Source organism: Halopseudomonas aestusnigri, from assembly GCF_002197985.1.
GTDB lineage: Bacteria > Pseudomonadota > Gammaproteobacteria > Pseudomonadales > Pseudomonadaceae > Halopseudomonas > Halopseudomonas aestusnigri.
The window spans coordinates 415556-436602 of the sequence record NZ_NBYK01000002.1; the positions used below are offsets into that span (position 1 = coordinate 415556).

At 59.7% G+C, this 21047-nt stretch carries 22 protein-coding genes; 16 read left to right on the forward strand and 6 right to left on the reverse strand.

The window, feature by feature from the left end; translation table 11 throughout:
- The first annotated feature begins 1 nt into the window (after position 1).
- The 10 genes from rsxB (at position 2) to B7O88_RS06015 (ending at position 8873) form a co-directional block, all read left to right on the forward strand.
- Positions 2 to 583: an electron transport complex subunit RsxB gene (rsxB, locus tag B7O88_RS05970; RefSeq protein ID WP_088274285.1), complete on the forward strand. Its 582-nt coding sequence runs from the start codon at positions 2 to 4 to the stop codon at positions 581 to 583.
- A complete protein-coding gene (gene rsxC / locus B7O88_RS05975; protein ID WP_088274286.1) occupies positions 583 to 2952 on the forward strand; it encodes an electron transport complex subunit RsxC in 2370 nt (789 codons plus the stop codon). The genes rsxB and rsxC overlap by 1 nt, the downstream gene beginning before the upstream one ends.
- Positions 2952 to 4019 carry an electron transport complex subunit RsxD gene (rsxD, locus tag B7O88_RS05980; protein WP_088274287.1) on the forward strand — a complete coding sequence of 356 codons (1068 nt, stop codon included), beginning with the start codon at positions 2952 to 2954 and terminating at the stop codon, positions 4017 to 4019. The genes rsxC and rsxD overlap by 1 nt, the downstream gene beginning before the upstream one ends.
- A 3-nt stretch (positions 4020 to 4022) precedes the next feature.
- On the forward strand, positions 4023 to 4661 hold the full coding sequence (gene rsxG, locus B7O88_RS05985) for an electron transport complex subunit RsxG (protein WP_088274288.1): 639 nt from the start codon (positions 4023 to 4025) through the stop codon (positions 4659 to 4661).
- Between the two features lie 3 nt (positions 4662 to 4664).
- Positions 4665 to 5381 carry an electron transport complex subunit E gene (locus B7O88_RS05990; RefSeq protein WP_088274289.1) on the forward strand — a complete coding sequence of 239 codons (717 nt, stop codon included), beginning with the start codon at positions 4665 to 4667 and terminating at the stop codon, positions 5379 to 5381.
- A 13-nt stretch (positions 5382 to 5394) separates the two neighbouring features.
- Positions 5395 to 6030, forward strand: coding sequence for an endonuclease III (nth, locus tag B7O88_RS05995; protein ID WP_088274290.1), 636 nt, complete (start codon positions 5395 to 5397; stop codon positions 6028 to 6030).
- Between the two features lie 144 nt (positions 6031 to 6174).
- Positions 6175 to 6354: a PA3496 family putative envelope integrity protein gene (locus tag B7O88_RS06000; RefSeq protein WP_088274291.1), complete on the forward strand. Its 180-nt coding sequence runs from the start codon at positions 6175 to 6177 to the stop codon at positions 6352 to 6354.
- A 162-nt stretch (positions 6355 to 6516) separates the two neighbouring features.
- Positions 6517 to 6732 carry a DUF2061 domain-containing protein gene (locus B7O88_RS06005; RefSeq protein WP_088274292.1) on the forward strand — a complete coding sequence of 72 codons (216 nt, stop codon included), beginning with the start codon at positions 6517 to 6519 and terminating at the stop codon, positions 6730 to 6732.
- 174 nt (positions 6733 to 6906) lie between these two features.
- Positions 6907 to 8103 (forward strand): serine/threonine protein kinase, encoded by a 1197-nt coding sequence (locus B7O88_RS06010; RefSeq protein WP_140418567.1) that lies wholly within the window; start codon positions 6907 to 6909, stop codon positions 8101 to 8103.
- A complete protein-coding gene (locus tag B7O88_RS06015) occupies positions 8100 to 8873 on the forward strand; it encodes an MlaA family lipoprotein (RefSeq protein WP_088274294.1) in 774 nt (257 codons plus the stop codon). The genes B7O88_RS06010 and B7O88_RS06015 overlap by 4 nt, the downstream gene beginning before the upstream one ends.
- Here the strand turns inward: B7O88_RS06015 and B7O88_RS06020 are convergent.
- Entirely contained in the window at positions 8870 to 9322 is a 453-nt protein-coding gene (locus tag B7O88_RS06020; RefSeq protein WP_088274295.1) for a YcgN family cysteine cluster protein, read from the reverse strand. The two genes, B7O88_RS06015 and B7O88_RS06020, sit on opposite strands and share 4 nt — an antisense overlap.
- Before the next feature lie 2 nt (positions 9323 to 9324).
- On the reverse strand, positions 9325 to 9576 hold the full coding sequence (locus B7O88_RS06025) for a glutaredoxin family protein (RefSeq protein WP_088274296.1): 252 nt from the start codon (positions 9574 to 9576) through the stop codon (positions 9325 to 9327).
- Positions 9577 to 9694: 118 nt separating this feature from the next.
- Between B7O88_RS06025 and B7O88_RS06030 the strand changes: the two genes are divergently transcribed.
- The gene (locus B7O88_RS06030) at positions 9695 to 11023 is read left to right on the forward strand and encodes a deoxyguanosinetriphosphate triphosphohydrolase (protein WP_088274297.1); all 1329 of its coding nucleotides are present in this window, start codon (positions 9695 to 9697) and stop codon (positions 11021 to 11023) included.
- On the opposite strand, the gene B7O88_RS06035 is transcribed toward B7O88_RS06030, so the two are convergent.
- The 4 genes from B7O88_RS06035 to B7O88_RS06050 form a co-directional block, all read right to left on the reverse strand.
- The gene (locus B7O88_RS06035; RefSeq protein ID WP_088274298.1) at positions 11010 to 11858 is read right to left on the reverse strand and encodes a nitrate- and nitrite sensing domain-containing protein; all 849 of its coding nucleotides are present in this window, start codon (positions 11856 to 11858) and stop codon (positions 11010 to 11012) included. The two genes, B7O88_RS06030 and B7O88_RS06035, sit on opposite strands and share 14 nt — an antisense overlap.
- 37 nt (positions 11859 to 11895) lie before the next feature.
- On the reverse strand, positions 11896 to 12282 hold the full coding sequence (gloA, locus tag B7O88_RS06040) for a lactoylglutathione lyase (RefSeq protein ID WP_088274299.1): 387 nt from the start codon (positions 12280 to 12282) through the stop codon (positions 11896 to 11898).
- Between the two features lie 126 nt (positions 12283 to 12408).
- Entirely contained in the window at positions 12409 to 13626 is a 1218-nt protein-coding gene (locus B7O88_RS06045; protein WP_088274300.1) for an argininosuccinate synthase, read from the reverse strand.
- 152 nt (positions 13627 to 13778) lie between these two features.
- Positions 13779 to 14627: a flagellar protein MotY gene (locus B7O88_RS06050; RefSeq protein ID WP_160003149.1), complete on the reverse strand. Its 849-nt coding sequence runs from the start codon at positions 14625 to 14627 to the stop codon at positions 13779 to 13781.
- 254 nt (positions 14628 to 14881) lie between these two features.
- Between B7O88_RS06050 and pyrC the strand changes: the two genes are divergently transcribed.
- The 5 genes from pyrC to B7O88_RS06075 all read left to right on the forward strand — a co-directional run bounded on the left by pyrC (position 14882) and on the right by B7O88_RS06075 (position 21018).
- Entirely contained in the window at positions 14882 to 15916 is a 1035-nt protein-coding gene (gene pyrC, locus B7O88_RS06055; RefSeq protein ID WP_088274302.1) for a dihydroorotase, read from the forward strand.
- A gap of 70 nt (positions 15917 to 15986) precedes the next feature.
- Positions 15987 to 16622, forward strand: coding sequence for a ribonuclease T (gene rnt, locus B7O88_RS06060; protein ID WP_412779064.1), 636 nt, complete (start codon positions 15987 to 15989; stop codon positions 16620 to 16622).
- 213 nt (positions 16623 to 16835) lie between these two features.
- The gene (locus tag B7O88_RS06065) at positions 16836 to 17807 is read left to right on the forward strand and encodes a TAXI family TRAP transporter solute-binding subunit (protein ID WP_088274304.1); all 972 of its coding nucleotides are present in this window, start codon (positions 16836 to 16838) and stop codon (positions 17805 to 17807) included.
- Between the two features lie 189 nt (positions 17808 to 17996).
- A complete protein-coding gene (locus B7O88_RS06070; RefSeq protein WP_088274305.1) occupies positions 17997 to 20579 on the forward strand; it encodes a TRAP transporter permease in 2583 nt (860 codons plus the stop codon).
- A 10-nt stretch (positions 20580 to 20589) separates the two neighbouring features.
- Positions 20590 to 21018, forward strand: a complete 429-nt coding sequence (locus tag B7O88_RS06075) for a universal stress protein (RefSeq protein WP_088274306.1) — start codon at positions 20590 to 20592, stop codon at positions 21016 to 21018.
- Positions 21019 to 21047: the final 29 nt, after the last annotated feature.

Sequence of the window (21047 nt, forward strand, 5' to 3'; positions counted from 1 at the left end):
CATGTCGATGATCATTACTGCCATTGTCGTCCTGCTGGGGCTGGCGCTGATCTTCGGCGCGGTCCTCGGCTTTGCCGCCGTGCGCTTCAAGGTTGACGGCGACCCCATCGTTGACCAGATCAACAACCTGCTGCCGCAAACCCAATGCGGCCAGTGCGGCCACCCGGGTTGCCGCCCCTACGCCGAAGGCATTGCCAACGGCGAGCCGATCAACAAGTGCCCGCCTGGCGGCGAATCCACCATTCAGGCGCTGGCTGACCTGCTTGATGTCGAGGCGCTGCCGCTGGACGCCGAGCACGGCGAAGAAAAGCCACGCATGGTTGCCTATATCCGCGAAGCCGAATGCATCGGCTGCACCAAGTGCATTCAGGCCTGCCCGGTCGATGCCATTCTTGGCGCTGCCAAACAGATGCACACCGTGATTGTTGACGAGTGCACCGGCTGCGACCTTTGTGTAGAACCCTGCCCGGTTGACTGTATCGACATGCTGCCCCTGCCGACCACGCCGCAGAACTGGAAGTGGGATTTTCCGCTGCCCAGTTCAGCCCTGATTGCTACCGACGCCAACCGAGGGGCCGCCTGATGACCGCAGCCAGCCCTATTCGAATCTGGGACATCCCCGGCGGCATTCACCCGCAAGAAAACAAGCTGCAATCGCTCGGCCATGGCATCGAAACCCCGCCGCTGCCGCGCGAGCTGATCGTGCCGCTACAGCAGCACATTGGCGCCCGCGCCGAGCCCTGCGTCGCCGTGGGCGACAAGGTGCTCAAGGGCCAACTGATCGCGGAGGCAAGCGGCTTTGTCAGTTGTCCGCTGCACGCGCCGACATCGGGCACCGTCACCGCCATTGGCCCTGCACCCTATCCGCACGCCTCCGGGCTCGAAGAATGGGCCATCCGCATTGAGGCTGACGGTGAAGACCGCTGGTGTGAACTGGATCCGATCAGCGACTTCCGGGCACTTGAGCCCGCTGCGCTGCTCGACATCATCCGCGCGTCCGGTATCAGCGGCCTGGGCGGCGCCGGGTTCCCGACCGCCGTCAAGCTCAAGGCACGCCCCGAGCAGAAGATCCACACGCTGATTGTCAACGGCACCGAGTGCGAGCCTTACATCACCGCTGACGACAGCGCCATGCGTTACCGCGCCGAGCAGATCGTCAGCGGCATCGAAGTGCTGATGCACATCCTGCGCCCGGAGCAGGTTCTGATCGGCATCGAGGACAACAAGCCCGAAGCGATCGAAGCCATGCGCGCCGCCGTTGGCGAGCGCCCCATGCAGGTCGTGGTCTTTCCCACCAAGTACCCGTCCGGCGGTGAAAAGCAGCTGATCCAGATCCTCACCGGCAAGGAAGTCCCCAGTGGCGGCCTGCCAGCCGATCTCGGCATGGTCTGCCAGAACGTCGGCACCTTGCTGGCGATCCACGACGCGGTAGTTCTGGGCCAACCACTGATCAAGCGCATCACCACTCTGACCGGCGATGCCCTGAGCCACCCGACCAATGTCGAAGCGCTGATCGGTACGCCAATACGTGAGTTGCTGACCTTTGCCGGCCTGCAGCCCGAAAAGCTCTATCGACTGGTCATGGGCGGGCCGATGATGGGCTTTACCCTGCAGAGCATGGACGCGCCCATCGTCAAGACCACCAACTGCCTGCTGGCCGGCAGCAAGGCAGAACTGCCGCCTCCGCCACCCGCCCAGCCGTGCATTCGCTGTGGCTTGTGTGCTGAAGCCTGTCCGGCCAGCCTGTTGCCGCAACAGCTGCACTTTTTTGCCTTGGGCAAGGATTACGATCAGCTCAAGCGCCAAAATCTGTTTGACTGTATCGAATGCGGCGCCTGCTCATACGTCTGCCCCAGCAGTATTCCGCTGGTGCAGTATTACCGCGCGGCCAAGTCAGAGATTCGCGCACTGGACCTGCAGCAACACAAGGCCGACCACTCACGTCAACGCTTCGAGCACCGCCAGGAACGCCTGCAGCGCGAGGCAGAGCAGAAAGAACGCGACCGTATCGCCCGTGCCGAAAAAGCCGCCCGCCTCAAGGCCGCCAAAGAAGCAGAAGCGGCCAAACAGGCCGATTCCGACGCCGCAGTACCTGCTGCCGACGCGCCTGCGCCGAAGGCCGGCGGCCTGACGCCGGAGCAGAAGCAGCTGAAGATCGCTGCGGCAACCGCCCAGATGGCGCTGAAAAAGGCCCAGAAGCAGCTGACCGCCAATCCGGATAATGCAGACCTTCAGGCGCAGATCCCGCAGCTGGAACAGGCTGCGCGCGAGGCGCAGGAAGCCTTCGACAAGGCTCAGGGTGAAGTCAGCAACCAGCCAGCCGCGCCCGCGCCACAGGCAGCCGGTGAAGACGACGCCAAGAAACTGAAGATCGAAGCCGCCATGCTGCGTGCCGCGCTCAAAAAGGCCGAACGTGCGGCTGGCGACAACCCCAGCGACCAGCAGCAAGCCGAAATTGCCAAATTGCGCGAGCAGGCAGAGGCAGCCGAAGCACGCGTACCGGCGACTGCGGCGGCAAAAAAGCCGGTCGATGAGACGCTCAAGCAAGCCAAGCTCGATCTGGCCATGGCCCGCGCAGCCACCAGGAAGACCGAACGCGCGCTCGCAGAGTCGCCGGACGATGCTGACCTGCAAGCGCAACTTGCAACCCAGCAGCAGGCGCTCAGCGCGGCTGAGAAAGCACTGCATGAAGCGGAAAACAGCAGCCCGATTCCGCCTCCAGAACGCCAGCGTGTCGACAAGAAGCCCGTTGATGAGCAACTGCGTGAGCTCAAAACCAATCTGGCTACCACCAAGGCCGACTTCAAGCGCGCCGAACGTGAGCTCAAAGACGCGACCGAGGCTGGTGGCGATACCGCAGCCGCCGAGCGGGAACTGGCCACCCGCCGGGCAGCCCTTGACGTCGCCGCCAAGGCCTTCGCCGACTATATGGCCAGCAAGGAGACCAACTGATGGCGCTGGTACGCATGACTTCGCCACACGCCAAGGGCAGCAACCACACCCAGACCATCATGCTCTGGGTACTGGGTGCGACGCTGCCCGGCATCGCGGTGCTGACCTGGTTCTACGGTTTCGGCACCCTGATCAACATCCTCTACGCCAGTGCAGTCGCCCTGCTGGTCGAATCACTCATCCTGGCGATTCGCAAGCGACCGATCGGATTTTACCTGCGTGACGGCAGCGCGCTGGTGACCGCCTGGCTGCTGGCCTTGGCGCTTCCGCCCTACGCACCCTGGTGGCTGACCCTCATTGCGGTCAGCTTCGCGATCGTTTTTGGCAAGCAGCTCTATGGCGGCCTGGGTCAAAACCCGTTCAACCCGGCGATGCTGGGTTACGTGGTAGTGCTGATCTCCTTCCCGGTAGAGATGACCAGCTGGCCGGCCTGGCGCGGCATTGAAGCAGTGGTGCCCGACGTTCACGCCACCCTTGGGCTACTGGATGGCGTGAGCCGAATCTTCCTGCCGGTCAGTGGCGAGATCGACGGCTGGACGCTGGCTACCGCGCTGGATGTGGTCAAGACCAACAACAGTCTGACCATGACCGAGTTGCAGGCCACCAGCCCTGCGTTCGGCCAGTTTGCCGGTTACGGCTGGGAGTGGGTCAACCTTGCCTACCTGCTCGGTGGGCTGGTGCTGCTCTACAAGCGTATTTACAGCTGGCATGCTCCGGTTGGCATGCTGGCGGCACTGGCGGTGATGAGCTTGCTGTTCTGGAATGGCAGCGGATCGGATTCCAACGGCTCGCCGCTGTTCCATCTGTTCAGCGGTGCGACCATGCTCGGCGCCTTCTTCATCATCACCGATCCGGTGTCCGGCGCTACCAGCAAGCAAGGTCGCCTGATCTTCGGTGCCGGCGTGGGTATTCTGGTCTATGTGATTCGCGCCTGGGGCGGCTACCCCGACGCGGTGGCCTTTGCCGTGTTGCTGATGAATCTGGCGGCACCGACCATCGACTACTACAGCACGCCGCGCACCTATGGCCACAGCAAGGCCAAGCGCGGCATGGGCAAGACGGACTGAGCCATGGAAAATCCTACCAGCACCAGCAGCTCGATCCTGCGCAACAGCCTGATTCTGGGCCTGTTCGCCATGGCGACCGTGGGCATGATTGCGGTTACCCAGCAAGGCACAGCAGAGCGCATTGACGAAGCCCAGCGACGGGTTCAGCTCAGCGCGCTGAACGAGATCATCCCCCACGACCGGCACGACAACGATCTGCTCGCTGACAATTTTGCCATCGACGACCGTCAGTACCTGAATCTGACCGGTGCAAAAGACGCCTACCGCGCGCGCAACGACGGCGCAGTCAGCGCCGTGATCCTGCCGATCGTCGCCCCTGACGGCTACAGTGGCCGCATTGACCTGCTGGTCGGCATTAATGCCGATGGCAGTATCGCTGGGGTACGCAGCGTCAATCACCGTGAAACCCCCGGTCTGGGAGACAAGATTGAGACCGCAAAAAGCCAGTGGGTTCTGGACTTCAACGGCAAGAGTCTGAGCATGCCGGTGCCCGAACAATGGGCGGTAAAGAAGGATGGCGGCCAGTTTGACCAATTTACCGGCGCAACCATTACCCCCCGGGCCGTCGTCAAGGCGGTCTATCAGGCACTTACCTATTTCGACGCACACCGGGCCAGCCTTCTGCAGCTGGACGAGGAGTAACCCATGGCGACCAAGACGCTCTCCGAGATCACCGCTGACGGCCTTTGGCACAACAACCCCGGTCTGGTTCAGCTGCTCGGGCTGTGCCCGCTGCTGGGTGTCAGCAGCTCCGTGGTCAACGCGCTTGGTCTGGGTCTGGCGACTATCCTGGTGCTGGCCGGCTCCAACCTTGCCGTGTCGCTGATTCGCAGCGCCGTGACCGACGCTGTGCGCCTGCCCGCCTTCGTCATGATCATCGCCGCGCTGACCACCTGCATCGAGCTGCTGATGCAGGCCTTTACCTATGAGCTGTACCAGATCCTCGGCATTTTTATCCCGTTGATCGTCACCAACTGCGTGATCCTTGGTCGTGCCGACGCTTTCGCCTCGAAGAATCCGCTGCTGCCCTCGCTGGTCGACGGTTTCATGATGGGTCTGGGCTTTACCCTGGTGCTGATCGTGCTGGGCGGCCTGCGCGAGCTGGTCGGCCACGGCACGCTGTTTGCCGGCATGGACCTGCTGCTCGGCCCGATTGCCGCAGACTGGAAGCTGGTGGTATTCCCCAACTATAAGGACGTGCTGTTCGTCATCCTGCCGCCCGGTGCGTTCGTCTTCATGGGGCTGCTGATCGCGCTAAAAAACCTGATCGACGCCAAGGTCAAGGAACGCGCTGCAGCTCGTGAGGCCAAGCCGGCTGCGGCAGGCAGCAAGCGGGTGCGTGTCACCGGCACCATCAGCTGAAACAGGCGACGCGATGAACAAGGAAAAGCGCTACGAAATCTTCCGCCGCCTGCGCGAGGACAATCCTCATCCGACTACCGAGCTGAAATTCAGCACGCCGTTCGAGTTGCTGGTGGCGGTAACACTTTCGGCGCAGGCGACCGACGTTGGCGTCAACAAGGCGACCGACAAACTGTTCCCGGTCGCCAATACTCCGGAAGCCATCTATGCATTGGGTGTCGATGGCCTCAGCGAGTACATCAAGACCATCGGCCTGTTCAACAGCAAGGCCCGCAACGTCATTGCCGCCTGCAAGATTCTGATCGAAGAACACAACAGCCAGGTGCCGGAAACCCGCGAGGCACTCGAAGCCCTGCCCGGCGTCGGCCGCAAGACCGCCAACGTGGTGCTCAACACGGCCTTTGGTCAACCAACCATGGCGGTGGATACGCATATTTTCCGGGTCAGCAACCGCACCGGCATTGCGCCCGGCAAAAACGTCCTTGAGGTCGAGAAGAAGCTGCTCAAGCACGTCCCCAAGGAGTTTCTGGTCGATGCCCATCACTGGCTGATTCTGCACGGTCGCTACGTCTGCAAGGCCCGAACGCCACAATGCGGTAGCTGTCGTATAGAGGATTTGTGCGATTACAAGCACAAGACATCCGACTGAATGCCAAGCGCGATCCTGCCTCCGCAAACGCAGTGAAAACACACTGCGTTTTTTCGTTAAATTCAATTGAAAAAATCTATTTCCGCAAATTCGTATCTGCGTTTATAAGGTGCGCAAATGACATGTTCAGCGTGGAGTTGAGTCATGAGCCAAGCCAAATCAGATATCGAACTGGACGACGACGAGTTCATCGAAGACGATGACACCCCCGATACCGACAGCGCACCCATTTCCAAAAGTAGCCTGACCAAGCGCCGCTTGATCGATAACTATCTGGAAGAGCGACGTCTGCAAAGGGAGCTGAGCGACTTCGATTTTGATTGACATCCCTGAAAGCGCAGGCCCTGCCCTGCGCTTTTTTTGCCAAGAACTATCGCTCATATCTATCAGCGCAATTAAACAAATTCGATTCATTAATCGCTTGGCCCTGGCTAACCTGACAACACTTACTAATGATTCTTGTTAAGCGTGTTCAGGGATATTGCCATGACCAAGACCATCACCTTCGCCTGCATGCACTTTTCCATCGCCTTCGGTGTGGTGTATCTGCTGACCGGCAGCATCATGATCGGTGGTGCGGTCGCGTTGATCGAGCCGGCCATCAACACCGTGGCGTTCTACTTTCACGAAAAACTCTGGAATCGGCTGGAGCGCCGCCGGCATGTTCGCCGGGCGCGCTTGCCGATTCCGCTCTCTGCCTGAGTCGAAAAAGCGGAACTTTATCCCCGATTTGCGGTTAAATCTCCTGAATCCCTCAGGAAGAGAACCCGCTTGCTACGCTTTCCCGGAATTCGTGCCCTTTGCACTGCCCTGCTTGCCTGCCTGCCTCTGTCGGTGCAAGCCGAGCCCTATGCCTACCCGGTGTCAAACCCCTTTATGGCAACCGTTGCAGGCACGCCTGAACGGCTGCAGGCTACAGTCCCCCCGGAAGTAGACGTACAGCAGGCCGATCTCAAGGTTCGCGTGCTGCCCGAGCGCCACCTGCCGCCGGCACTGTCCCAGTATCGCGATCTGCACTATCGAGTAGCCTGGCACGATAACCCCGCCCCGCTGATCTTTCTGATTGCCGGCACCGGCTCCGGCTACGACAGCAGCCGCATGGATTACCTCAAACGGCTATTTTGGCAGGCTGGCATGCATGTCATCGTACTGTCCTCGCCTACCAATCACGACTTTATTGCCGCCGCCTCGCGAAGCGGCATGCCGGGCATTGCTGCAGACGATGCGCGTGATCTGCATACCGCCATGAGCATGGCCCTGGCAAAGGCGCGCAATGAACTCGATCTGGAAATCACCAGCTACCGACTTGCCGGTTTCAGCCTGGGCGCACTGCATGCGGCCTTCGTCGCCGAGCTGGACGAGCACCTGGGCCAGTTCGATTTTCAGCGCGTATTGCTGCTCAACCCGCCAGTGGATCTGTATGCCTCGGTTCGGCGGCTGGATGCGCTGTCCTATACCCGCATTGCCGGCGTCAGCGACAACGACAGTTTTTACGAACATATCTTTCAGAAACTGTCCCGTCACTTTGCCAGCCGCGGCAACAGCGATATTCAGGCCAGTCTCTTCGAGGAAATTCAGAGTTCACCGCAAGCCCTGACCGATGCGGAGCTGGCCATGCTGATTGGCGCCGTATTTCGTTTCGCAGCCGCCGATCTGAACTTCATGAGCGACCTGATCAATGGCGGCGGGCGCTACGCTCCGGCTGATGAACGTCTAAAGGTCAGCACATCACTCACACCCTATCTTCGCCGCGCGCTGTTCTGCGATTTCAGCTGTTATGTCGAAACCCAATTGCTGCCGGCCTGGCAAAGCCGAAACGCCGACGGCGACCTGCAACAGATGGCTGAACAGACCAGCCTCAGACACCTGAGCGCGTTTCTGCACGACAATGCGACGGTTGCCGTGGTCAGTAACGCCAGTGAGCTGATCCTGACCCGCGACGATTACCATTTCCTCGCGCAGACCTTTGGCGAGCGCGCCTTTCTGTACCCGTCGGGTGGTCACGGGGGCAATCTGGACTATGCGCCGGTAGCTCGACGGTATCTGCAGTTTTTGCAGGGAGGCTCGCAATGAAGCCGTTACTCAATCTGCCCCTGCTGGCCTGCCTGATCAGCGCGCCAACGCTCTCCGCCGAGCCGGTCGCCACTGTGCCGCTGTACAGTGACCCGCTGCTGGAGCTGGACATCGATGAAAGCGAAAATCGCTACCAGTTTGAACGCTCAAGCCTGCGTGCACTCAACGTGCAGGATCCAATCGAAGGCGTGAACCGCCGCATCTATCGTTTCAACGCACAATTCGATCGCTATGTGTATTTGCCCGTTGTGCGCACCTATGCATGGGCTACTCCGCGGCCAGTTAGAGCAGGCGTATCCAATGTTTTCAATAACCTGGGTGAGATTCCTAATCTCGGAAACAGCTTATTGCAGGGTAAGTTCAAGCGCAGCGGGCAAACCACCGCTCGCCTGCTGTTCAACAGTATTTTCGGGCTGGCCGGGATATTTGATGTGGCCGGAAAAATGGGACTGCCCCGCCAGAAGGAAGACTTCGGCCAGACCCTCGGCGTCTGGGGCGTGCCACCGGGCCCCTATCTGGTTCTTCCGTTTTTGGGGCCATCCAGCCTGCGCGACGGTACCGGACGAACCGCAGACTGGGTGCTGGAGGATTACGTCAACTACATGCACAGCCGGGACGTTATGAACGACTATCAGGCGACCTGGGGCATTTGGGCGATTGATCTGCGTTACCAGACACCCTTTCGCTATGGCGCGCTGGACAGTCCGTTCGAATACGACCAGGTACGCTACCTGTATACCAAGTTGCGTGAATTTGAGGTCGACAACTAGCCGACGCGGAAAATGATGTGGTCTTCCCAGTCGTCGTCCAGCACGCTGCCCTCAGCCAGCATCTGACCGGACTGGGAAATACCGGCAGTGTGAACGGCATTGCGATCACCGCACACCAGATGATGCCAAGGCGGCAGGTCTTCACCTTCGGCTACCAGGCGATAGCCGCAACTGGGTGGCAACCAGGAAAAATCCTGCGCCTTGCCCGGCGTAAGCTGAATGCAGTCCGGCACGAATTGGCGACGGTTGGGATAATCGCTGCAGCGGCAGGTCTTGAGGTCGAGCAGCTTGCAGGCAATGCGGGTGTAGTAAATTGCCAGCGGTTCGTCTTCATCTTCCAGCTTCTGCAGGCAGCACAGGCCGCAGCCATCGCACAGCGATTCCCACTCGTCCTGATCCAGCTGCTCCAGGGTTTTGCGCTTCCAGAACGGCTCAACACGCATCGCCATCCTCAGCCCTCCTCACGCAGACTGTCACCCAGCCAGACCATCAGGCTGGCCAGATCGAACGGCCAATCCAGTTCGGCGCCGCTATCCGGGCGCTGCAGCACCGGAATGCGCAGCTGGTAGCGTGCCATCAGCTCGTTGCTGTCGGCGATATCTACCTGATTGACCTGCACATCCGTCATCAGCGGCGCCAGCTCGGCAAGAGCGGCCTCACACAGGTGGCACCCCAAGGTGCCGTAAAGATTGAGCTGAATCATTGGCTGCACACAGAAACTGAAAAGCCGGCATTCTACCCTGTTTGCCCTTCTCTGCCGACCACGCTTGGCAGCGGTGCAGCCATCCAACATACTCAGGGCATTGCCTATGGAGAGTTCTATGGATTGGGAAACACTACTGTGCCGCGAGCGGCTGGGTAAAACCTTCACCAGCGATGAGGAATTGGGCCGCACCCCCTTCCACAAGGACCACGACCGCGTCATCTTCTCCGGGGCTTTCCGCCGGCTCGGCAAGAAAACCCAGGTTCATCCGGTCTCCAGCAACGATCATATCCATACCCGCCTGACCCATAGCCTTGAAGTTGGCTGTGTGGGCAGATCGCTCGGCATGCGGGTCGGCGAGATGCTGCGCGGGCAGTTGCCGGAATGGTGCCAGCCTGCAGATCTGGGTGTCATCGTGCAGGCCGCGTGTCTGGCCCACGACATTGGCAACCCGCCCTATGGCCATTCCGGCGAAGACGCCATACGTCACTGGTTCAGGCAGGCTGCCGACCAAGGTCTGCTCGATGCCTTGAGTGATGCCGAGCGCAATGACTTCCTGCACTTCGAAGGCAACGCCCAGGGATTCAGGGTACTGACCCAGATCGAATACCACCAGGCCGAAGGCGGCATGCGCCTGACCTACGCAACCCTGGGCGCTTATCTCAAGTATCCCTGGACGGCGCGGCATGCCGATACCCTTGGCTACAAGAAAAACAAGTTCGGCTGTTATCAGGCCGAATACCCGCTGCTCAAGCAGATTGCCGAAAAGCTCGGGCTACCCGCCCAGGGAGATCAGCGCTTCAGTCGCCACCCCCTGGTGTATCTGGTCGAGGCCGCTGACGATATCTGCTATGGCCTGATTGACCTGGAAGACGGGCTGGAAATGGATTTGCTTGCCTACGCTGAAGTTGAGCAAGTTCTGCTCGATCTGGTCGGTGACGACCTGCCGGAAACCTACCGTTTGCTAGGCCCCCAGGACTCCCAGCGCCGCCGGCTGGCCATACTGCGCGGCAAGGCGATAGAACACCTGGTCAACGCTGCTGCGGAGGCCTTCATTGAGCAGCAACCAGCGCTGTTGGCGGGCGAGCTGGAGGGCGATCTGGTCGAGCACATGCATGGCGCAGCGCGGCGCTGCGTACTCGACGCCAAGCAGATGGCACGCAAGCGCATCTTCCAGGACAAACGCAAGACGCTGCACGAAATCGGCGCCTACAGCACACTGGAGACACTGCTGGATGCATTCTGTGGCGCAGTCAACGAGCTGCACGCCGGCCAGAACCTCAGCTTCAAGCACCAGCGCATTCTCGATCTGCTGGGCCACACCATACCGCAGGCGGACTGGCCGCCCTATCGCAGCTATCTTCGGGTAGTGGATTTTATTGCCGGGATGACCGATCTGTATGCAGCCGATATGGCAGCCCAGATTCGCGGTATCAGCCGGACTTGAGCGCTCGCCTTTCAAGTCGGGCGAGTAGCATGTCTACCAGTAATAACTGCGCGCTCAGGGCCTGCGTGGCCGTCTGAAAGTACCCGGCTGAGTCAATTCCCGGCTCAGGGCTGTCAAGCAGAGCGCTGATGCGTTCGAGCAGTACATCGAGCGCATCCTCCGCCGCCCTGACCGGATGGTCGACCAATGAGCGCAGCTCCGGATCCGAGGACAACCGTGCCAGCACGGCATAGCACTGTTCACGAAGCTGCGCCGCCAGCGCCGCCAGCTTCGCCCGCGCGCCCGCCTGATTCTGGCGATTGGCCGCAATCCCGGTACCTATCGCCCGGGATTGACCAACGATCTCGGTGTTACGCAATAACTCCAGCCACAGGCCCTCGGCCTGCGGCGCAAGCCGGCCGAGGCATACCAGATCATGGCGTTCAGCCAATCCCTGCACCGTTGCCAGCAGATTACGTATCATCTCGTTGTGGATGAGAAGCATCGACTCCGGATCCTGTTCCTCCCTGCCCTCCTCGAGCTGAGTCCAGCACGCCAGTGCATCGTGCCAGCTGCCGTGCCAGTGGAGGGAGGGCTGATAGAGTTGACAGGTTTCAAGCAACTGATTGACCTGCTGGTGGACCGACCAGCGCCGTGCTTCAAGGCTCCGCTCACCGGACATGACCCCGTAGCTGAGTCCCCGGTGACGTTGCACCTGCTCGACAAGCTGGCGCAGCACACGAATCTGGGCAAGAACCGAGAGCAGGGCCCTGCGCTCACGGCGACGCCTGCAGTGGACGCTGACGCTCCATCCGACCAGCACTAGCACCACTATCGCTGCAAGCACCGCCCCCATTATCACTCCTCCCCGAAAGCCAGGTCAGCTTCCGAGTTCATGCCAAGGCAGACAGAAGTTCAATTCGGTAACCATCCGGGTCTTCAACGAAGGCCAGTACCCGAGTACCGTGTTTCATCGGCCCCGCCTCGCGCACGATCTTGCCTCCGGCCTGCCGAATCTGTTCGCAGGCAAGATAGACATCATGAACTTCAATCGCGATGTGCCCGTATCCCGATCCGAGATCGTAGGAAGAGGTGTCCCAGTTCCAGGTCAGTTCCAGCACCGCGTGGTCCGCCTCGTTTCCGTAGCCGACAAATACGTTGGTAAAGCGTCCTTCTGGATAGTCCTTGCGCCTTAACAGGGTCATACCCAGCACCTCGGTGTAGAAGGCCACGGACTTTTCAAGATCCCCGACCCGGAGCATGGTGTGCAGAATTCGCATGATCGCTACCCTTGCGTGTCGATGCAGCCAAAGCTACCGGTTTACCACCACTGCTAGCAACATATAAACGAAAACGCCCGGCGAAATTGCTTTCGCCGGGCGTTATGCCGTCACAATGAATGCTGATCAGATCAGCTTGCGACCTTTACCGGCTGCGATGCGCATGCGCAACGCGTTCAGTTTGATGAAGCCGGCAGCGTCGGCCTGGTCGTAAGCACCGGCGTCGTCCTCAAATGTAGCGATGTTGGCGTCGAACAGAGAGTCATCAGACTTGCGACCAACAACCATGATGTTGCCCTTGTACAGTTTCAGGCGAACCACACCGTTTACGTTCAACTGGGACGCATCGATCATCTGTTGCAGCATCACACGCTCGGGGCTCCACCAGAAACCGTTGTAGATCAGCTCGGCATACTTCGGCATCAGGCTGTCTTTCAGGTGCGCAACTTCACGGTCCAGAGTGATGGACTCGATAGCGCGGTGGCCCTTCAGCATGATGGTGCCGCCGGGGGTCTCGTAGCAGCCACGGGACTTCATGCCGACAAAGCGGTTCTCAACGATATCCAGGCGACCAATACCATTGGCACCACCAACCTTGTTCAGGTAGGTCAGGACCTCAGCCGGGGTCATGTCCTTGCCATCGATCGCTACGATGTCGCCCTTGCGGTAGGTCAGTTCGATGTAGGTGGCCTGGTCCGGTGCGTTCTCCGGAGAAACAGTCCAACGCCACATGTCTTCCTCGTGCTCGGTCCAGGTATCTTCCAGCACGCCACCTTCATAGGAGATGTGCAGCAGGTTGGCATCCATCGAGTAGGGAGACTTCTTCTTGCCATGGCGCTCGATCGGAATGCCGTGCTTCTCGGCATAATCCATCAATTTTTCGCGGGACAGCAGATCCCATTCGCGCCAGGGAGCAATCACTTTAACGCCAGGCTTGAGCGCGTAGGCACCCAGCTCGAAACGAACCTGGTCGTTGCCTTTGCCGGTAGCGCCGTGGGAGATGGCGTCACCACCGGTTTCGTTGGCAATTTCGATAAGCCGCTTGGCAATCAGCGGACGGGCGATAGAGGTACCCAGCAGGTACTCGCCTTCATAGACGGTGTTGGCACGGAACATCGGGAACACGAAGTCGCGGACAAACTCTTCACGCAGGTCGTCGATGTAGATTTCCTTTACGCCCATAGCCTGAGCCTTGGCACGTGCAGGTTCCACTTCCTCACCCTGACCGAGGTCGGCGGTGAAGGTGACCACTTCGCAGTTGTAGGTTTCCTGCAGCCACTTGAGGATGACCGAGGTATCCAGACCGCCGGAATAGGCCAGGACGACTTTGTTGACTTCTGCCATTACATGCTCCCTTAAGCAAGACTGAACCGCCACCCCATAGGGAATGGACGAAAGCGCCTATTCTAGCGCCAGAGCAGCAGGATTCACAGGGGAGAGGCCTTCGACTTTCGGGTCTTGTGCCGATTGAGCAAAGCAGATCCAAGGGTTGCGCGTCAGTCGTGCTGCAGCCGCACCATTACCCGGCGATTGGCTGCACGACCTTCGGCGGTGCGATTGCTGGCGACCGGATAGCTGTCGCCATGAAAACGCATTGTAAACAGGTTTTCGTCAACGCCCTGCTCGGTCAGGTAGTCCCGCACGGCAAGCGCGCGCTGGCGTGACAGCTCCCGGTTGTCCAGGCGGTTGCCCTGGTTATCCGAGTGGCCGTCGAGAATGATACCACTGAGGTTCTCGTCGGCATTTATGTACTGCAGGATGGCGTCGAGCCTGGTTTTGGCGTCGGCGCTCAGATTGCTGCCTCCGGCACCAAAACTGATGATGCTCTGGGCTGCCTGCGACGCACTGATCGGCAGCAGACCGCTGATGCATTGTTGAAATTCAAGCCGCGCCTTTTGATAGCCCACACTGGAAACCACCACCCTGACTGGATCGCCCCCTACCTGGCTGCCACGCATGATGGTTGGCTGCAGGCCCGAGGCCAGTCCGGCGAGCATGCGGCCAGCCTGCTCATAGGGCGCCATCATGGTATAGGTACCCGCGCCTACCACAATTTGCCCGACCGGCTGGGCGGCCGTTCCCGGACGCCAGGGGGGCGGATCGTTGAATACCTGGGCCGGGCCGGGGCGCATCGGGTTATCCCAGGCTTTCAATTCGAATTGCGGATGCTCTCCGGCACGCCGCACAAAGCTCGCCTCACCGTATCCTGCGACTGACTGAGTCAATCGGCAGGCAAACTGATCCCCTTCGACCTGCCATTGCACGTCTTCCATGCGGGTCTGAAAGGTCATTGCCTCGGCAGAAAACGTTAGCGCTGCCAGAACGACCAGAGGGATTCGTGTCACACGGTTCTCCGATTGCCGCCCCCTGAAAACCGGGGCGCCTGCTTCTATTGCCTGTGTCATCGGCGCGTGCGGGAAAAACTTTATCCTGCAAATCAAAAAAATGCCGGGCGTCACCGCAATCGGGATTCTGGCCTGGACGGCGTACCCATAGTGGCTGATCTGCCGGCTAACGTTGTGCACAGGCGCCCTCGGAGTGTCAAAGCCGGGTTGATTGGGTTAGCATTGCGCCATTGATCTGGACTGGAACCCCACGCATGACCGACCGCCTGACGCTTATTCGCCCGGACGACTGGCATATTCACCTGCGCGATGGCGCAGTACTGCAGCACACCGTACCTGACGCAGCTCGCGCCTTCGGCCGCGCCATTATCATGCCGAACCTGGTACCCCCGGTACGTGACGCTGAGGAAGCCGCTGGTTACCGCGAACGCATTTTGGCTGCACGCCCGGCCGGTTCCGGTTTTGAACCGCTAATGGTCTTGTACCTGACCGACAAAACCTCTCCGGAGATTGTGCGTCAGGCGCACGCCAGTGGCCTGGTGGTTGCCGCCAAGCTGTATCCGGCCGGTGCTACCACGAACTCGCAGTCTGGCGTTACCGCGCTGGAGAACATCTATCCGGCGCTGGAAGCAATGGCCGAGGTCGGCATGCTGCTGCTGGTACATGGTGAGGTCACCCATGCCGAGGTCGACATTTTTGACCGTGAGAAAGCCTTTATCGACCAGCAGCTTGTCAAACTGGTGGACCGCTTCCCGGCCCTGCGTGTGGTGTTCGAGCACATTACCACCGCTGATGCGGTGAGCTTTGTCAATCAGGCTCCAGCCAACGTTGGCGCAACCATTACTGCGCACCACCTGCTGTTTAACCGCAACCACATGCTGGTTGGCGGCATCCGTCCGCACCTGTTCTGCCTGCCGGTACTCAAGCGTCAGACTCACCAGCAGGCGCTGTGTGATGCAGTCGTATCCGGCTGCAGCAAATTCTTCCTCGGCACAGATTCGGCTCCCCATGCCCGCCATGCCAAGGAAGCCGCCTGTGGCTGTGCCGGATGCTATACCGCTCACGCGGCCATTGAGCTGTATGCAGAAGCCTTCGATGAACTCGGTGCCCTGGAGAAACTGGAAGGTTTTGCCAGCCTCCACGGCCCCGATTTTTACGGTCTGCCACGCAACACCGACACCATCACCCTGGAACGCGACAGCTGGACCGTGGCCGATCAGTTGCCCTTCGGCGATCAATGCATTGTTCCACTGCGTGCCGGCGAACAGATTCGCTGGCGCCTGGTCTGACCTTCCACATCGACACAGCAAAGGATATTTCGTGAGCGAGTTCGACTTCGAAGGCGAAGAACAGGACGTCTTGCCAAGCGGCAAGGCCAAATCCCCTCTGGCCTATCGTTTCCGGGGCTTTCTCCCGGTGGTCATTGATGTTGAAACCGGCGGTTTCAATGCAGCGACCGATGCGCTTCTGGAAATCGCAGCCACCACCATCAACATGGATGAAGAAGGGATGGTCTACCCGGACCACACGACCTTCTTTCGTGTCGAGCCCTTCGAGGGTGCCAACATTGAACAGGCGGCACTGGAGTTTACCGGCATCAAGCTGGACCACCCGCTGCGCCAGGCAGTAAGCGAAGAGCATGCACTGACCGAGATCTTCAAGCACATCCGAAAGGCCGTTAAATCTGCCGGCTGCAAGCGGGCCGTTCTGGTTGGCCACAACGCTTTTTTCGATCTGGGCTTTCTTAACGCGGCGGTCGAGCGCACACAGATCAAGCGTAATCCGTTTCATCCGTTCTCCTGTTTCGATACTGCGACGCTGGGCGGCCTGGCTTACGGTCAGACAGTGCTGGCGAAAGCCTGCAGCGCTGCCGGTATCGACTTCGACGGCCGCGAGGCCCACTCGGCGCGATATGACACGGAGAAGACAGCAGACCTGTTTTGCACCATTGTCAATCGCTGGCGCGAGATGGGCGGCTGGCCACCCGTAGAGTAATCCGCACGTAAAACCCGGCTTCAGGCCGGGTTTTCGTTTCCCCATCAGGGTTGCCCGACCGCGGCGCTGCGGTTAAGGTCCTAATGGATTTCAAATCATCCACTACACTGAACAGGTGAATGTGTTCGGCCCTGTTACAGGATCGGGCCTTGCACGCTGGCGGGCTGCTGTCTTGCAGTCGCCACAGACAATCAGAAAAAGGAGCTACATCACATGATGCGCAAATCCCTTGCCCTGCTGTTCTCAGCCACAATCGGATACGCTTCACTGGGTGCAACAACCGCGGCAGCCGAAACCTTTGTCACCATCGGTACCGGTGGTCAGACCGGTGTTTATTACGTCGTCGGTCAATCGGTCTGCCGCCTGCTCAACCGCAATTCAGCCGAACACGGCATTCGTTGCAACGCTCCCTCCAGCGGTGGTTCGGTTGCCAACGTCAACGCTATCCGTGGCGGTGAGATGAACATGGGCGTGGTGCAATCGGACATTCAGTACAAATCCTATGAAGGCATTCAGAGCTTTGAATCCGAAGGCCCCTTCAGTGACATGCGTGCCCTGTTCGCCCTGCATGGTGAGCCGCTCACTATCGTAGCCCGTAACGACGCCAACATCACCGGCGTTAAGGACCTCAAGGGCAAGCGCGTCAACATCGGCAATCCGGGCTCAGGTCAGCGCGATACCATGGACGTTGTTATGCAGGCGCTGGGCTGGACAGTTGACGACTTTGCCCTGGCCTCTGCGCTTGATGCAGCCGAGCAGGCCGCTGCGCTGGGTGACAACAACATCGACGCCATGGTGTATGTCGTCGGTCATCCGAACGGCTCCATTCAGGAGGCCACCACCACTGTCGACGCCAACCTGGTATCGGTATCCGGGCCGGAAATCGATCAGTTGATCAGCGAGCGCCCCTACTACGCCAAGGCGATCATTCCGGGCGGCCTGTATCGTGGCAATGACGCCGACACCGAGACCTTCGGCGTGCGTGCAACGCTGGTAGCCTCCACAGCTACCGATGACGAGACTGTCTACCAGACAGTGAAGGCGGTATTCGAGAACTTCGACCGCTTCAAGCGCCTGCACCCGGCCTTTGCCACCCTGAAGGAAGAGGAAATGATCAAGGACGGCCTCTCGGCACCGCTGCACGAAGGCGCCATCCGCTACTACAAGGAACGCGGCTGGATGTAACACCAAACGGGCCATCCTCAGGGGTGGCCCGGCTGTTTTCGGTTACCCGATTTACCTTGCTGCCGCCATTTCGGCAGCCCCGGACGCGGGTCCACAAGATCTCGTTCCTATCGCGGCGCCCACAGGCATGCTGCACCAGCAGAACAACTGCCGCACCATAATCAAAATGCACAGGAGAAGCGCGCAGCCATGAGCCAACCAAGCGACGCCACCGACCTCAACACTGAACTGGAAGATCTGGTCGCCACCAGTGATACCGGTGCCCGCAAGCCCACCGGCCTGGCCAAAAATCTGCTGATGGGCATTGCAGCGATATGGTCGCTGTTTCAGCTGTGGATCGCCTCGCCGCTGCCTTTTCTGGTCGGCTTTGGTGTATTCAACAGTACCGAGGCGCGCTCGATACACCTGGCTTTTGCGGTGTTTCTCGGCTTTATGGCCTACCCCGCGTTCAAGCGCTCGCCGCGAGAGTATGTGCCGGCTATTGACTGGATTCTGGCGCTGATCGCCGCTTTCTGCGCCGCGTATCTTTATCTGTTTTATGCCGAGCTAGCAGAGCGCCCCGGCAGGCCGACAACCCAGGATGTCGTGGTTGCCGTGACGGGGCTGATCCTGCTGCTCGAAGCTACGCGAAGAGCGCTCGGCCCGCCGCTGATGATCGTTGCGCTGGTCTTCATCATCTATTCGGTGGCCGGCCCCTATATGCCCGGCATCCTCGCACACCGTGGCGTCAGCCTGGAAGCGCTGACCAACCACCAGTGGCTCACCGCACAGGGCGTATTCGGCATTGCATTGGGCGTATCGACCAGCTTCGTCTTCCTGTTCGTGCTGTTTGGTTCACTGCTCGATAAGGCCGGCGCCGGCAACTACTTCATCAAGGTTGCCTTCTCGCTGCTGGGACATTACCGAGGCGGACCGGCTAAAGCTGCTGTGGTCGCCTCCGGCATGACCGGCCTGATCTCGGGCTCCTCCATCGCCAACACTGTTACCACCGGCACCTTCACCATCCCGATGATGAAACGGGTCGGGTTCTCGGCGGAAAAGGCCGGCGCGGTTGAAGTTGCCTCCTCGGTCAACGGCCAGATCATGCCCCCGGTGATGGGTGCTGCCGCCTTCCTGATGGTCGAGTACGTCGGCATTTCCTATGTCGACGTCATCAAGCATGCCTTTTTGCCGGCGCTGATTTCCTATATCGCACTGATTTATATCGTTCATCTGGAAGCGGTCAAGGCCGGTATGCAGGGCCTGCAGAGCAGCAATCCACCCCGTCCGCTGCTACGCAAAATCATTGGTTTTCTCACCGGCCTGCTGCTGTTGATGGCACTGTCGTTCGCGGTCTATTACGGCCTGGGCTGGCTTAAGCCGGCGCTGGGAGACGCCGCCGGCTGGGTGATTGCTGGTGCCCTTGCCATCGTTTATATCGGGCTGCTGAAGATCGGTTCACGCTACCCGGAACTGGAACTGGACGACCCCAACTCCCCGGTGGTTCACCTGCCGCAGACCCGTCCGACGGTCATGTCCGGGCTGCATTTCATCCTGCCGGTGATCGTGCTGATCTGGTGCCTGATGGTTGAGCACCTCTCCCCCGGGTTGTCGGCATTTTGGGCAACGATCCTGATGATCGTGATCATGCTCACCCAACGCCCGCTGATGGCGGCGTTTCGTGGAGATGGCGATACCGGCAGCGCGCTACGCCAAGGCTTTGAAGAGCTCTGGCAGGGGCTGGTAGCCGGTGCGCGCAACATGATTGGTATTGGCATTGCCACCGCGACTGCAGGGATTATCGTCGGTGCAGTCTCGCAAACCGGCGTTGGCCTGGTGCTGGCTGACCTGGTTGAAATTCTGTCGATGGGCAACCTGATGCTGATGCTGATGCTGACTGCGGTACTCAGCCTGATCCTTGGTATGGGCCTGCCGACTACGGCCAACTACATCGTAGTTTCGGCCCTGCTGGCCCCGGTCATCGTGACCTTGGGGCAGGAAAGCGGCCTGCTGGTGCCCCTGATCGCAGTGCATCTGTTCGTGTTCTATTTCGGCATCATGGCCGATGTGACGCCGCCAGTTGGTCTGGCTTCCTTTGCCGCAGCTGCGGTATCGGGTGGCGACCCTATCCGAACCGGGTTTCAGGCCTTCTATTACAGCCTGCGCACAGCCGCACTGCCCTTCCTGTTCATCTTCAACACTGATCTGCTGCTGATCGACGTGGACCTGCTGCACGGCATCATCATTTTCGTGGTGGCCACCATCGCGATGCTGATCTTCGCAGCGGCCACCCAGGGCTGGCTGGTCGTCAAGAGCCGCCGGTATGAAAGCCTGTTGTTGCTGCTGGTCGCCTTCACCCTGTTCCGTCCGGGCTTCTGGATGGATATCGTTCATGACCCCTATCGTTCAATTCCGCCCGCCCAGCTGGAGCAATCCCTTGAGCGACTTGATAAGGGCAGCAACCTGCGTGTTCAGGTCGCCGGGGAGGATGACATCGGGCAGCCACGGACCTTCTTTGTGCTGGTCCCGGTTCCCGAAGGGGCCAATGGCGCTGAACGCCTGAACAAACTGGGCTTGCTACTGATGGAAGATGGCGACCGGACAATCGTTGATATGGTGACCTATGGCAGTCCCGCAGCGGACCTGGGCTTTGAGTTCGATCAGGAGATCGTCGAAATTCTGGCTCCGGTAGATCGCTGGGCCAAGGAATGGATGTGGATTCCGGCCGTTGGGGTATTCCTGCTGGTGTTCGGACTGCAATGGCGTCGGCGCCCTGCCGGCGCCCATGCGTAAGGAAATGATCATGTACGACAAGATACTGTTGCCAATCGACCTCAACCACAAGCAATCATGGGAAAAGGCGCTGCCAACCGCTCTGAATCTGTGCCAGACCTATCAGGCATCCTTGCACATCGTGACCGTTGTTCCCGACTTCGGCATGCCTCTGGTCGGCGGCTTCTTTCCGCGCGAATTTGCCGAACAGGCCAAAAAAACCATCAGTGACGGGCTTAAGGCCTTTGTTGCCGAGCACGTGCCCAAAGGCGTCAAAGTGCAGCGCATCGTCGCCGACGGCAAAGCTTATGAGGCTATCCTCCGGGTCGCGCGCAAGCTGGATGTTGATTTGATCGTGATGGCGTCTCACAAGCGTAAACGGCTTGAAGACTACCTGCTTGGCACCAACGCGCTGCGCGTCGTGCAACAGTCAAAACGGTCCGTGATGATTATCCGCTAATACTCCAGCCCATTTGGCACAGAATCTGC